This window comes from Streptomyces sp. ME02-8801-2C, assembly GCF_033793965.1.
Taxonomy (GTDB): domain Bacteria; phylum Actinomycetota; class Actinomycetes; order Streptomycetales; family Streptomycetaceae; genus Streptomyces.
Map to the genome: position 1 here is coordinate 113,060 of NZ_JARAXP010000006.1, position 13,388 is coordinate 126,447.

At 67.6% G+C, this 13,388-nt stretch carries 8 protein-coding genes; 4 read left to right on the top strand and 4 right to left on the bottom strand.

The annotated features are described in order from the left end of the window. Positions 1-276: 276 nt before the first annotated feature. From rplJ to PV396_RS20670, 4 genes are all read left to right on the top strand, one after another. The gene (gene rplJ, locus PV396_RS20655) at positions 277-807 is read left to right on the top strand and encodes a 50S ribosomal protein L10 (RefSeq protein ID WP_055528987.1); all 531 of its coding nucleotides are present in this window, start codon (positions 277-279) and stop codon (positions 805-807) included. A gap of 111 nt (positions 808-918) precedes the next feature. Further along, positions 919-1,305, top strand: coding sequence for a 50S ribosomal protein L7/L12 (rplL, locus tag PV396_RS20660; RefSeq protein WP_319206595.1), 387 nt, complete (start codon positions 919-921; stop codon positions 1,303-1,305). 594 nt (positions 1,306-1,899) lie between these two features. Further along, complete coding sequence (gene rpoB / locus PV396_RS20665) at positions 1,900-5,382, top strand: DNA-directed RNA polymerase subunit beta (RefSeq protein WP_319206598.1); 3,483 nt, start codon at positions 1,900-1,902, stop codon at positions 5,380-5,382. Between the two features lie 97 nt (positions 5,383-5,479). Then, positions 5,480-9,379 carry a DNA-directed RNA polymerase subunit beta' gene (locus tag PV396_RS20670; RefSeq protein ID WP_319206599.1) on the top strand — a complete coding sequence of 1,300 codons (3,900 nt, stop codon included), beginning with the start codon at positions 5,480-5,482 and terminating at the stop codon, positions 9,377-9,379. 65 nt (positions 9,380-9,444) lie between these two features. On the opposite strand, the gene PV396_RS20675 is transcribed toward PV396_RS20670, so the two are convergent. The 4 genes from PV396_RS20675 to PV396_RS20690 are packed head-to-tail and all read right to left on the bottom strand — an operon-like array spanning position 9,445 to position 13,387. Beyond that, positions 9,445-10,011, bottom strand: coding sequence for a hypothetical protein (locus PV396_RS20675; RefSeq protein WP_319206600.1), 567 nt, complete (start codon positions 10,009-10,011; stop codon positions 9,445-9,447). Further along, positions 10,011-11,117 carry a hypothetical protein gene (locus tag PV396_RS20680; RefSeq protein ID WP_319206602.1) on the bottom strand — a complete coding sequence of 369 codons (1,107 nt, stop codon included), beginning with the start codon at positions 11,115-11,117 and terminating at the stop codon, positions 10,011-10,013. Before PV396_RS20680 ends, PV396_RS20675 begins: the two co-directional genes overlap by 1 nt. A 44-nt stretch (positions 11,118-11,161) precedes the next feature. Then, positions 11,162-12,382, bottom strand: a complete 1,221-nt coding sequence (locus tag PV396_RS20685; protein ID WP_319206604.1) for a hypothetical protein — start codon at positions 12,380-12,382, stop codon at positions 11,162-11,164. Positions 12,383-12,436: 54 nt separating this feature from the next. Further along, positions 12,437-13,387 carry a phage distal tail protein gene (locus PV396_RS20690; RefSeq protein ID WP_319206606.1) on the bottom strand — a complete coding sequence of 317 codons (951 nt, stop codon included), beginning with the start codon at positions 13,385-13,387 and terminating at the stop codon, positions 12,437-12,439. Position 13,388: the final 1 nt, after the last annotated feature.

Genomic DNA, 13,388 nt, shown 5'->3' on the forward strand with positions numbered 1-13,388 from the left:
CGGGGCGCGATTTGCTTGGTGCGGATACCCTCACGTACTCTCCTTGAGAAGCCAAAGACCGCTGGTCGTTGCCTTGTGCTCGTAAGAGGACTTGGTGGCCGAAGGATCCGCTGAACTGCGGACGACCCGCGCAGGTGACTGTGGAAGTGCTCCCGGACGGACTCCGCTCACGGAATTCGTTTGGTCGAGCTCACGCCCCGTGCGCCTGCGCCGGGGCGTTTCGTTTTCCCAGTCTCCTTCCGAGCGGTCCTCATCACCCGGAAGGAGGCCACGCTTATGGCAAGGCCCGACAAGGCTGCCGCGGTAGCCGAGCTCGCGGACCAGTTCCGCAGCTCGAACGCCGCTGTGCTGACCGAGTACCGGGGTCTCACCGTGGCGCAGCTCAAGACGCTGCGTCGTTCGCTCGGTGAAGACGCCCAGTACGCCGTGGTGAAGAACACGCTGACCAAGATCGCGGCCAACGAGGCCGGGATCTCCACGCTCGACGACCTGTTCAACGGTCCGACGGCGGTTGCCTTCATCACCGGTGACCCGGTGGTGTCGGCGAAGGGTCTTCGTGACTTCGCCAAGGACAACCCGAACCTCGTCATCAAGGGCGGTGTCCTTGACGGCAAGGCGCTGTCCGCCGACGAGATCAAGAAGCTTGCGGACCTCGAGTCCCGCGAGGTTCTGCTCAGCAAGCTGGCCGGTGCTTTCAAGGGCAAGCAGTCCCAGGCTGCCTCGCTCTTCCAGGCGCTGCCGTCGAAGTTCGTCCGCACCGCGGAGGCGCTTCGCGTCAAGCTCGCCGAGCAGGGCGGTGCCGAGTAATTCGGCTCGCACTCTGACCGCCGCCTGACGCGGTGGTCGACGCGGGCCGAACGTACGCCCGCCGACATGTACATCCGGCACCTGCCGAATTGACTGGAAGGATCGCCCAACATGGCGACGAAGCTGTCCCAGGAAGAGCTGCTCGAGCAGTTCGAGTCCCTCACCCTCATCGAGCTCTCCGAGTTCGTGAAGGCGTTCGAGGAGAAGTTCGACGTCACCGCCGCCGCGGCCGTCGCCGTTGCCGGCCCGGCCGGCCCGGCCGCCCCGGCCGAGGCCGCTGAGGAGCAGGACGAGTTCGACGTCGTCCTCACCGGCGCCGGCGAGAAGAAGATCCAGGTCATCAAGGTCGTGCGTGAGCTGACCTCCCTGGGTCTGAAGGAGGCCAAGGACCTCGTGGACGGCGCCCCGAAGCCCGTTCTCGAGAAGGTCGCCAAGGAGGCCGCCGAGAAGGCTGCCGAGTCCCTCAAGGCCGCCGGCGCCTCGGTCGAGGTCAAGTAACTCGACTTGCGGCTGACACAGGGCTGTCCGTAGCCCTGTAACGCTGACGCAGTGAAGAGCGATCATCCATCTGGGTGGTCGCTCTTCGGCGTTCGAGGGGTCGGGTCGTGGCTGCCTTGCAGGCTCGTTGACGGCGAGTAAGGTGATCTTCGTCCTGCCTCCGAACGCCCCTGATGACATGCCGTACGTGACGATGGCAGCACCGGGTTTGGGGCATGGAGGCCTTGACGAACCGCACGTAGCGCGCAATTCTCAGGACGCGTCGTCACATCGATCCGAATCCGAGGCATGGATCGGTGGCGAAGAGGGCAGTATCGATGTGCATCGAGGGCGTGGCTTGCAGCAGGGGTTGAGAGCAACGAGGGTCTTCAAAAACCCGCACTGGACATCAGTGGGCCAAGTGGCTACACTGACCCTTTGCGCTGCCTGTTAGCTGCCTCCTGCCCGTCACCAGGGGCATGCCCTCGCTTGAGCACCGACGATCGGACCTTCTCCGACCTGGCCTTTCCGGCTGGTCGTGGAGCGCCCGTCTCTGTGCCCCGGTGAGGGGCCGGTACGCGCGTAGTGAGTCCGAGCCCTCGGAAGGACCCCCTCTTGGCCGCCTCGCGCACTGCCTCCGCGAATACGAACCACGGCGCCAGCACTGCCCCGCTGCGCATCTCTTTTGCAAAGATCAAGGAGCCCCTCGAGGTTCCGAACCTCCTTGCGCTGCAAACCGAGAGCTTCGACTGGCTGCTCGGTAACGCCGCGTGGAAGGCTCGTGTCGAGGCGGCTCTGGACAGCGGACAGGACGTCCCCACCAAGTCCGGTCTGGAGGAGATCTTCGAGGAGATCTCCCCGATCGAGGACTTCTCCGGGTCGATGTCCCTGACGTTCCGCGACCACCGCTTCGAGCCTCCGAAGAACTCGATCGACGAGTGCAAGGAGCGCGACTTCACGTACTCCGCGCCCCTTTTCGTCACGGCCGAGTTCACCAACAACGAGACCGGCGAGATCAAGTCCCAGACGGTCTTCATGGGCGACTTCCCGCTCATGACCAACAAGGGCACCTTCGTCATCAACGGCACCGAGCGTGTCGTCGTGTCGCAGCTGGTCCGTTCGCCGGGTGTCTACTTCGACTCCTCCATCGACAAGACGTCCGACAAGGACATCTTCTCCTCCAAGGTGATCCCCTCCCGGGGCGCCTGGCTGGAGATGGAGATCGACAAGCGCGACATGGTCGGTGTCCGCATCGACCGCAAGCGCAAGCAGTCCGTCACCGTCCTCCTGAAGGCTCTCGGCTGGACCACCGAGCAGATCCTCGAGGAGTTCGGCGAGTACGAGTCCATGCGCGCGACCCTGGAGAAGGACCACACCCAGGGCCAGGACGACGCGCTGCTCGACATCTACCGCAAGCTCCGTCCGGGCGAGCCGCCGACCCGTGAGGCCGCGCAGACGCTTCTGGAGAACCTGTACTTCAACCCGAAGCGCTACGACCTCGCCAAGGTCGGCCGTTACAAGGTCAACAAGAAGCTGGGCGGCGAGGCCCCGCTGGACGCCGGTGTGCTGACCGTCGAGGACATCATCTCGACGATCAAGTACCTGGTGAAGCTGCACGCCGGTGAGACCGAGACCGTTGGCGACAACGGCACGACGATCGTCGTCGAGACCGACGACATCGACCACTTCGGCAACCGTCGTCTGCGCAACGTCGGCGAGCTCATCCAGAACCAGGTCCGTACGGGTCTGGCGCGTATGGAGCGAGTCGTCCGCGAGCGCATGACGACTCAGGACGTCGAGGCGATCACGCCGCAGACCCTGATCAACATCCGGCCGGTCGTCGCCTCCATCAAGGAGTTCTTCGGCACCAGCCAGCTGTCGCAGTTCATGGACCAGAACAACCCGCTGTCGGGTCTCACCCACAAGCGCCGTCTGTCGGCTCTTGGCCCGGGTGGTCTCTCCCGTGAGCGGGCCGGCTTCGAGGTCCGTGACGTGCACCCCTCGCACTACGGCCGCATGTGCCCGATCGAGACCCCTGAAGGCCCGAACATCGGTCTGATCGGCTCGCTCGCCTCCTACGGCCGGGTCAACGCGTTCGGGTTCGTCGAGACCCCGTACCGCAAGGTCGTCGAGGGTGTCGTCACCGACGACGTCGACTACCTGACCGCCGACGAGGAAGACCGGTTCGTGATCGCCCAGGCGAACGCGACCCTCTCCGAGGACATGCGCTTCGAGGAGTCCCGCGTTCTCGTCCGCCGCCGTGGCGGCGAGATCGACTACATCCCCGGCGACGACGTCGACTACATGGACGTCTCCCCGCGCCAGATGGTGTCCGTCGCGACCGCGATGATCCCCTTCCTGGAGCACGACGACGCCAACCGTGCCCTCATGGGCGCGAACATGATGCGCCAGGCCGTGCCGCTGATCACCGCCGAGGCCCCCCTCGTCGGTACGGGCATGGAGTACCGCTGCGCCGTCGACGCCGGCGACGTCATCAAGGCCGAGAAGGCGGGTGTGGTCCAGGAGGTCTCCGCGGACTACGTCACCGTCGCCAACGACGACGGCACGTACACCACGTACCGCGTCGCGAAGTTCTCGCGCTCCAACCAGGGCACCTCGGTCAACCAGAAGGTCGTCGTCAACGAGGGCGACCGGGTCGTCGAGAACCAGGTTCTCGCCGACGGTCCGGCCACCCAGGAAGGCGAGATGGCGCTGGGCAAGAACCTGCTCGTCGCCTTCATGCCCTGGGAGGGTCACAACTACGAGGACGCGATCATCCTGTCGCAGCGCCTCGTGCAGGACGACGTCCTCTCCTCGATCCACATCGAGGAGCACGAGGTCGACGCCCGTGACACCAAGCTCGGCCCCGAGGAGATCACCCGGGACATCCCGAACGTCTCCGAGGAGGTCCTCGCCGACCTCGACGAGCGCGGCATCATCCGCATCGGTGCCGAGGTCGTCGCCGGTGACATCCTCGTCGGCAAGGTCACGCCCAAGGGTGAGACCGAGCTGACCCCCGAGGAGCGCCTGCTCCGCGCGATCTTCGGTGAGAAGGCGCGCGAGGTGCGCGACACATCGCTGAAGGTGCCGCACGGCGAGATCGGCAAGGTCATCGGCGTCCGCGTCTTCGACCGTGAGGAGGGCGACGAGCTGCCGCCGGGCGTGAACCAGCTGGTTCGGGTCTACGTGGCGCAGAAGCGCAAGATCACGGACGGTGACAAGCTCGCCGGCCGCCACGGCAACAAGGGTGTTATCTCGAAGATCCTTCCGATCGAGGACATGCCGTTCCTCGAGGACGGAACTCCGGTCGACATCATCCTCAACCCGCTCGGTGTGCCGTCCCGAATGAACCCGGGACAGGTACTGGAGATCCACCTCGGCTGGCTCGCCAGTCGCGGCTGGGACGTCTCCGGCCTCGCGGAGGACTGGGCGCAGCGCCTCCAGGCCATCGAGGCCGACGTGGTCGCTCCCGGTACCAACGTCGCCACCCCCGTCTTCGACGGTGCGCGTGAGGACGAGCTGGCGGGTCTGCTGAACCACACCATCCCGAACCGCGACGGTTCGCGCATGGTGCTCCCGACAGGTAAGGCGCCCCTGTTCGACGGCCGCTCCGGCGAGCCGTTCCCGGAGCCGGTCTCGGTCGGCTACATGTACATCCTCAAGCTCCACCACCTGGTCGACGACAAGCTGCACGCCCGTTCGACCGGTCCGTACTCGATGATCACCCAGCAGCCGCTGGGTGGTAAGGCCCAGTTCGGTGGCCAGCGATTCGGTGAGATGGAGGTGTGGGCGCTGGAGGCATACGGCGCCGCGTACGCCCTCCAGGAGCTGCTGACCATCAAGTCCGACGACGTGACCGGCCGCGTGAAGGTCTACGAGGCCATCGTCAAGGGCGAGAACATCCCCGAGCCCGGCATCCCCGAGTCCTTCAAGGTGCTCATCAAGGAGATGCAGTCTCTCTGCCTCAACGTGGAGGTGCTGTCCAGTGACGGTATGTCCATCGAAATGCGTGACACCGACGAGGACGTCTTCCGCGCGGCGGAGGAGCTCGGCATCGACCTGTCCAGGCGTGAGCCGAGCAGCGTCGAAGAGGTCTGACGGGAGTTCGGCAGGCCTTGAGCGATCAAGGCCTGCCGGCCCCAGGACCCCCGTATCAGACCCCATGACTTACAACCCTGAGAGGGATTGACGCATAGTGCTCGACGTCAACTTCTTCGACGAGCTCCGGATCGGCCTGGCTACGGCGGACGACATCCGTCAGTGGAGCCACGGCGAGGTCAAGAAGCCCGAGACGATCAACTACCGCACGCTCAAGCCCGAAAAGGACGGACTCTTCTGCGAGAAGATCTTCGGTCCGACCCGGGACTGGGAGTGCTACTGCGGCAAGTACAAGCGCGTCCGCTTCAAGGGCATCATCTGTGAGCGCTGTGGCGTCGAGGTCACTCGCGCCAAGGTGCGCCGTGAGCGGATGGGCCACATCGAGCTGGCCGCTCCCGTCACCCACATCTGGTACTTCAAGGGCGTTCCGTCGCGTCTTGGCTACCTGCTCGACCTCGCCCCGAAGGACCTCGAGAAGGTCATCTACTTCGCGGCGTACATGATCACGTACGTCGACGACGAGCGTCGTACGCGTGACCTGCCCTCCCTGGAGGCGCACGTCTCCGTCGAGCGGCAGCAGATCGAGAACCGGCGTGACGCCGACCTCGAGGCCCGCGCCAAGAAGCTCGAGAGCGACCTGGGCGAGCTGGAGGCCGAGGGCGCCAAGGCCGACGTACGCCGCAAGGTGCGCGAAGGTGCCGAGCGGGAGATGAAGCAGCTGCGCGACCGTTCGCAGCGCGAGATCGACCGCCTCGACGAGGTGTGGACCCGGTTCAAGAACCTCAAGGTCCAGGACCTGGAGGGCGACGAGCTGCTCTACCGCGAGCTGCGCGACCGCTTCGGGACCTACTTCGACGGTTCGATGGGTGCCGCGGCGCTGCAGAAGCGCCTGGAGTCCTTCGACCTCGAGGAGGAGGCCGAGCGTCTCCGCGAGATCATCCGTACCGGCAAGGGCCAGAAGAAGACCCGCGCCCTGAAGCGGCTGAAGGTCGTGTCTGCGTTCCTGCAGACCTCCAACAGCCCCAAGGGCATGGTCCTCGACTGCGTCCCGGTCATCCCGCCGGACCTTCGCCCGATGGTGCAGCTGGACGGTGGCCGCTTCGCGACCTCCGACCTGAACGACCTGTACCGCCGTGTGATCAACCGCAACAACCGACTGAAGCGGCTTCTCGACCTCGGCGCGCCCGAGATCATCGTGAACAACGAGAAGCGCATGCTCCAGGAGGCCGTGGACGCGCTGTTCGACAACGGTCGTCGTGGCCGTCCGGTCACCGGTCCCGGTAACCGCCCGCTGAAGTCCCTGAGCGACATGCTCAAGGGCAAGCAGGGTCGATTCCGTCAGAACCTGCTCGGCAAGCGTGTGGACTACTCCGCGCGTTCCGTGATCGTCGTCGGTCCGCAGCTGAAGCTGCACCAGTGCGGTCTGCCGAAGGCGATGGCGCTGGAGCTCTTCAAGCCGTTCGTGATGAAGCGCCTGGTCGACCTGAACCACGCGCAGAACATCAAGAGCGCGAAGAGGATGGTCGAGCGCGGCCGGACCGTCGTGTACGACGTTCTGGAAGAGGTCATCGCGGAGCACCCGGTTCTCCTGAACCGTGCGCCCACTCTGCACCGCCTCGGCATCCAGGCCTTCGAGCCGCAGCTCGTCGAGGGCAAGGCCATCCAGATCCACCCGCTCGTCTGCACCGCGTTCAACGCGGACTTCGACGGTGACCAGATGGCCGTCCACCTGCCGCTCTCCGCGGAGGCGCAGGCCGAGGCCCGCATCCTGATGCTGTCCTCGAACAACATCCTCAAGCCCGCCGACGGCCGTCCGGTGACGATGCCGACCCAGGACATGGTCCTCGGTCTGTTCTTCCTCACCACCGACGGTGAACTGCGTGACGTCAAGGGCGAGGGCCGCGCGTTCGGCTCCACGGCCGAGGCGATCATGGCGTTCGACGCCGGTGAGCTCGCGCTGCAGTCGGCGATCGACATCCGCTTCCCGGTGGGCACCATCCCGCCGCGCGGCTGGACCCCGCCGGCCCGCGAGGAGAACGAGCCCGAGTGGCAGCAGGGGGACACCTTCCGCCTGCGCACCACCCTGGGCCGCGCGCTCTTCAACGAGCTGCTGCCCGAGGACTACCCGTTCGTCGACTACTCGGTGGGCAAGAAGCAGCTGGGTGAGATCGTCAACGACCTCGCCGAGCGCTACCCCAAGGTCATCGTGGCGGCGACGCTCGACAACCTGAAGTCGGCCGGCTTCTACTGGGGTACCCGCTCCGGTGTCACCGTGGCCATCTCCGACGTCGTCGTGCCCGAGGCCAAGAAGGCCATCGTCGCGGGCTACGAGGCGCAGGACGAGAAGGTCCAGAAGCAGTACGAGCGCGGTCTGATCACCAAGGACGAGCGCACGCAGGAGCTCATCGCGATCTGGACCAAGGCGACCAACGAGGTCGCCGAGGCGATGAACGCGAACTTCCCCAAGACGAACCCCATCTTCATGATGGTTGACTCGGGTGCCCGAGGAAACATGATGCAGATGCGGCAGATCGCCGGTATGCGTGGTCTGGTGTCGAACGCCAAGAACGAGACGATTCCGCGTCCCATCAAGGCGTCGTTCCGCGAGGGCCTGTCCGTGCTGGAGTACTTCATCTCCACCCACGGTGCCCGTAAGGGTCTCGCCGACACCGCCCTGCGTACCGCCGACTCGGGTTACCTCACCCGTCGTCTGGTGGACGTCTCGCAGGACGTCATCATCCGCGAGGAGGACTGCGGCACCGACCGCGGCCTCAAGCTGGCCATCGCCGAGCGCGGCGAGGACGGTGTGCTGCGCAAGACCGAGAACGTCGAGACGTCGGTGTACGCACGTGCGCTGGCCGAGGACATCACCCTCGACGGACGTGTGCTGGCCCCGGCCAACACCGACCTCGGTGACGTCCTCATCGACGAGCTCGTCAAGCACGGCGTCGAGGAGGTCAAGACCCGCTCGGTCCTGACCTGCGAGTCCGCCGTCGGCACCTGCGCCATGTGCTACGGCCGTTCGCTGGCCACCGGCAAGCTGGTCGACATCGGTGAGGCGGTCGGCATCATCGCCGCCCAGTCCATCGGTGAGCCCGGTACCCAGCTGACGATGCGTACCTTCCACACCGGTGGTGTGGCCGGTGACGACATCACCCAGGGTCTGCCCCGTGTCGTCGAGCTCTTCGAGGCTCGTACGCCCAAGGGTGTCGCCCCGATCTCGGAGGCGGCCGGCCGCGTCCGTATCGAGGAGACCGAGAAGACCAAGAAGATCGTCATCACCCCGGACGACGGCAGCGACGAGACGGCGTTCCCGATCTCGAAGCGCGCCAAGGTCATGGTGCGTGAGGGTGACCACGTCGAGGTGGGCCAGAAGCTCACCTTCGGTGCCACCAACCCGCACGACGTGCTGCGGATCCTCGGTCAGCGCGCGGTCCAGGTCCACCTGGTCGGCGAGGTCCAGAAGGTCTACAACTCGCAGGGTGTGTCGATCCACGACAAGCACATCGAGATCATCATCCGGCAGATGCTCCGCCGTGTGACGATCATCGAGTCCGGCGACGCCGAGCTGCTGCCCGGTGAGCTGGTCGAGCGTGGCAAGTTCGAGACCGAGAACCGTCGTGTGGTCCAGGAAGGCGGCCACCCGGCCTCCGGCCGTCCGCAGCTGATGGGTATCACCAAGGCCTCGCTGGCGACGGAGTCCTGGCTGTCGGCCGCCTCCTTCCAGGAGACGACCCGAGTGCTGACGGACGCGGCGATCAACGCCAAGTCCGACAGCCTCATCGGCCTCAAGGAGAACGTCATCATCGGTAAGCTCATCCCGGCCGGTACGGGTCTGTCCCGCTACCGCAACATCCGGGTCGAGCCGACCGAGGAAGCGAAGGCCGCGATGTACTCGGCCGTCGGCTACGACGACATCGACTACTCGCCGTTCGGCACGGGCTCCGGCCAGGCCGTTCCGCTGGAGGACTACGACTACGGTCCGTACAACCAGTAAGGCGTACGTCTGAAGCACTGAAGGGCGGCCACTCCGTTTCGTACGGGGTGGCCGCCCTTCGGCTTTCAGGCCCCGCAGCCGTACATCAGCTGCGGCTGGGCGTAGACCGTGCCGGAGGTGCTCGTGACCTGCGCCTGGATCTCGACCCTGAGCAGACTGCCGAGGGACGCGGCCAGGTCGTCGGTGACGGCCGCCGTGCGGTCGAAGTCCGAGCCCGCCGCGACCGTGTCGCCCCACTGGGCGCCGCCCACGAGCACCCGGACCGAACCGGTGGCGCCCGAGCTGGCACCGGACTGCACGCGAAGACGCATGCTCGGCTGCCACAGCGGGTTGTGCGACACCGCGATCGTCGTCCAGGCGGTCGCGGTGGTCTGCGGCCAGCGGGTCACCGTGGTGTCCTGCGGGGGCAGCATCGCCAGCCAGGGCCGGGCCAGGCCCCCGGCACCGACGGAGAAGACGGCCGAGTCACCCGACGCCGGCAGTACGTGGAGCCAGCCCCCGTCGGTGATCTCCACGCCGCCGCCGGCCACCCTGTTGAGCGCGGGCCGTGAGTTGACGGCCGTGGACAGCTGCTGGATACGGCGTTCCATGGCGGTGAGCCGGTCGATGATGTCCTCGGGCAGCTGGGGCATCAGGGTTCCTCCAGATAGAGCTCCGCGGTGTCGGGGCGGCCGCGCTGCGCCGGGCTGACCTTGACGCCGATGATCCGGTAGCGGACGTCCAGGCCCTCGGGCCACCACTCGTCGGTGATGCGGATACGGACCGTCCGGCCGAGCAGCGCGGGCGGCACCATGTCGTCGAGGCGGACGCTGATCTCGGGGACCACCACCGCGCCGGCGGCCGAGGCCAGTTCGGCGGTGGCCAGGGAGCGGAGCGTGTCGGTGTCGGCGACCGTGTTGTGGTCCGAGGTCAGGTCGATGAGCGGGTAGCCGGCGTTGATCAGGGCGGTGGCCGGCGGGGCGTCGGCGTACAGCGGACGGGAGTCCTCGGCCTGGTTGTCGTTGACCGAGGCGCCGCGGGCGCGGGCGGTGGTGCCGCCGCGGGTGGCGTCGCGCGGGAAGGAGTACGACAGGATCGTGCCCGGACGGTCCATCACCAGATCGGTCGTCCCGGTGCGGATCGTCGGACTGCCCAGGCGCAGTCTGCGGATGCGGGCGCCGGTGGCCGGGTCGCGGTATACGGCGATGTGGTGCTCGAAGCCGTTGTCCATGGCGGCCAGCGCGTCGAGTGCCTCGGAGTAGACGATCTCGTCGCCGTCGCGGTACGAGACGGTCCGGGTCGCCGAGGAGGTCTCGGTGCCGTAGGTGACGAGGATGTCGCCGCCGGGGAGCGAGGTCTGCATGTGCCGCCACAGGTTCCGCGCCAGGTCCAGCTGCTCGGTGTCCGGGTAGCTGAGGTTGGCGCGGATACGGCGGCGGCCCGCGTACGAGTCGAAGGTCGCCGCCTGGAGGCCGAGGGTGAGCACACCGCGTTCGTCGCTCTGCAGGGTGCTGGTCCAGATGATGCCGCCCCACCACAGGTCGCTGCCGCGCTCCAGATAGACCGCTGTGCGGCCCTCCTCGATACGGCGGACCCGGGCGGCGAGGGCCGCGGTGGGGACGGGGATGGTGCCGGAGAACGATCCGGCCCTGCCGATGTAGTCGTCGACGGTGACGTCCCGTACGGGCAGGATGTCGATGGTGCGGTCGGTGCGCAGGTCGCAGAAGATCGCGCGGTACGGGGTGGTGACGGTTGCCATACGGCGGTCAACTCCTGTGTCGCGTCCTGAACGGGGAACGGGGCTCAGGACGCGGATTGGTAGGTGCCGGAGATCGACAGGACGGAGTTGGCGATCCAGGGGAAGGGGTTGGCCTTGTTCCACGCGGCGGTGGCGGTGCCCAGCGTGGTGGTGAACCGGGTCGCGACGCCGATGCCGTCGGCGGTGGTGGCCAGCTGGCAGGTGCCCTGGAAGAACTTGAAGCCGTCGGCGTTGAAGCCGACCACGTTCAGCACGATGTCGGTCATCCAGCCGAGGGCCGGGGGAGCGGGCAGGGAGAAGGACCACGTGGCGGCGGCGTCCTGGGCCGCGATGTTGGTCGTCGTCCCGATCGCCAGGCGGAGCCGGAGATGGACGACCGTGCCGATCTTGGCGTAGTTGGCGTTCAGGGCGCCGTTGCCGACGACCGGGGCGACGCCGGAGCTGGCCGACCAGACGGGCGTGTAGTTCTGCCAGGTGGGGACCTGCTGGTAGGAGACCCAGGTGCTGCCGTTCCAGCGCTGGAGCAGGCCGTTCGGGCCGTCGCGGTACTGGCCGCCGTAACTGCCGGTGCTGAGAGCGCCGTTGGGGGCGATGCCGCCGATGGCGCCGGGGTAGGAGACCCAGGCAGTACCGTTCCAGCGTTGCAGGGAGCTGCCGGTGTCGCGGTACTGGCCGGGGTAGGCGCCGGTGCGGGAGTCGTTGTCCGTCGGGAGGATGCCGCCGACGGCTACGACACTGGTGCGCAGGTCGGTGACGGTGGAGGCGGAGGCCCAGGTGATGCCTCCGTTGCCGGCGCTGGAGTTCGCCAGGACCGTGACGGTGTACAGGGGCAGCGCGGCGGCGGGAGTCGCGGGCGGGGCGGGGTCGGTGGCGGAGGCGGTGCCCTTGACGATCTCGACCACGGCTTCGGTGCGGCCCGAGGAGTCGTACTGGTCGTCGTAGATCCGTAGGACGACGAGGTCCTTGCGGGCGTACTCCTGACCGTCGCCGAACGTGAGTCTGATCGGGTCGGTGACGGCGACCGGGTAGGCGCCCCGGTCGTCCTCGGCCTGTACGACGGCCCGGCCGACTCCCACGGTGGCGGTCATGCCGCCGGAGGTGCCGGTCAGCGCGAAGCCCGTGAGGCGGAAGTCCCCGCCAGGGGAGCCCGGGAAGATGCCGGAGCGGCCTCGGATGCCGGTGGCGGGGGTGACGCCGGTCTGGGCGACGCGGGTGTCCTCGCGAGTCTGGCCGTTCGGGGACAGCCAGGCGGAGCGTGCGTTCATGCCGAGCCCTTCTGTGGGAGAGGGAGAGTTCCGGGAACCGGGGAGTGCGTGCCGTCACCACTCCGCGCTGCGCCAGCGCACCGACATCTGCGCGCCGGAGCCGAAGTCGTCGGGGCGGAAGGCCAGTTGGGCGCGGCCCGGGGCGAGCGCGAACAGTTCCTCCGGGCCGCTGTCCGGGGCGGCGGTGTACCGGCGGGAGGCGGTGCCGTTGAGGGTGACCGTCCCGGCGCCGGTGTCCACGACGAGCTGGTCGCCGGCGGCGAGCCGGATGGTGTAGCGCAGTCGGCGGCCGGTATTGCGGTCGGTCACCGTGGGGTTGACGCAGGGGCCGCTGAAGGTGATCACCGGGTGGGTGGGCGCGGAGCCGTCGTTCTCGGCCATGACATCGCCGGTGGAGACGGTCTGGCCCCAGTACAGCGGCCAGGTCAGCGGCCAGCTCAGTCCGCTCTCCGGCTGCGGGGGCCCGGTGACCGCACTCTGTTCGGCGACCAGGTAGCGGCGCGGATCGGTGGCGTACCACTGGACGGCCGCCTTGGAGACGCCCTGGGTCGCGTACACGCGGTCGGCGGCCAGGACGCGCTGGCTGACCCGGGCACGGACGGCCAGGATCTCGCCGTGCAGCCGTACCGCCAGCCAGCGCTCCTCGTCGCCGAGCAGCAGGGCCCGGCGCAGGACGCGGGTCGCGGCCAGCGCGGACCGGGGGCTGCTCGTCGTCTCCGGCAGGGTCCACACGGTGGCGCCGATCCGGCGGGGCTTGGCATAGCGGGCGCCTGCCCAGGCGCCGTGGGCGGTGGGGTGGTCGGCGTCGCCGGTGTCGAAGTCCGGCAGGTCCTCCCAGCCGGTGAGCCCGCCGCGGTCGATCTCGTACGCCGTACCGGGGCCCATCAGCAGCCCGGCCCACTGGATCTGCCCTTCGCGGGTGATGAGTGAGCCAGGGGGCGGGTCCGGATCCGGGTCCGGGGTGGAGTCGGGGTACGCGGTCGTCTCGGCAAGTGCCTCGGCCATG

Coding starts and splice junctions, on each gene's coding strand:
- rplJ (WP_055528987.1), top strand. CDS start 277: ATGGCAAGGCCCGACAAGGCTGCCGCGGTAGCCGAGCTCGCGGACCAG.
- rplL (WP_319206595.1), top strand. CDS start 919: ATGGCGACGAAGCTGTCCCAGGAAGAGCTGCTCGAGCAGTTCGAGTCC.
- PV396_RS20675 (WP_319206600.1), bottom strand. CDS start 10,011: ATGCCCCAGCTGCCCGAGGACATCATCGACCGGCTCACCGCCATGGAA.
- PV396_RS20680 (WP_319206602.1), bottom strand. CDS start 11,117: ATGGCAACCGTCACCACCCCGTACCGCGCGATCTTCTGCGACCTGCGC.
- PV396_RS20685 (WP_319206604.1), bottom strand. CDS start 12,382: ATGAACGCACGCTCCGCCTGGCTGTCCCCGAACGGCCAGACTCGCGAG.
- PV396_RS20690 (WP_319206606.1), bottom strand. CDS start 13,387: ATGGCCGAGGCACTTGCCGAGACGACCGCGTACCCCGACTCCACCCCG.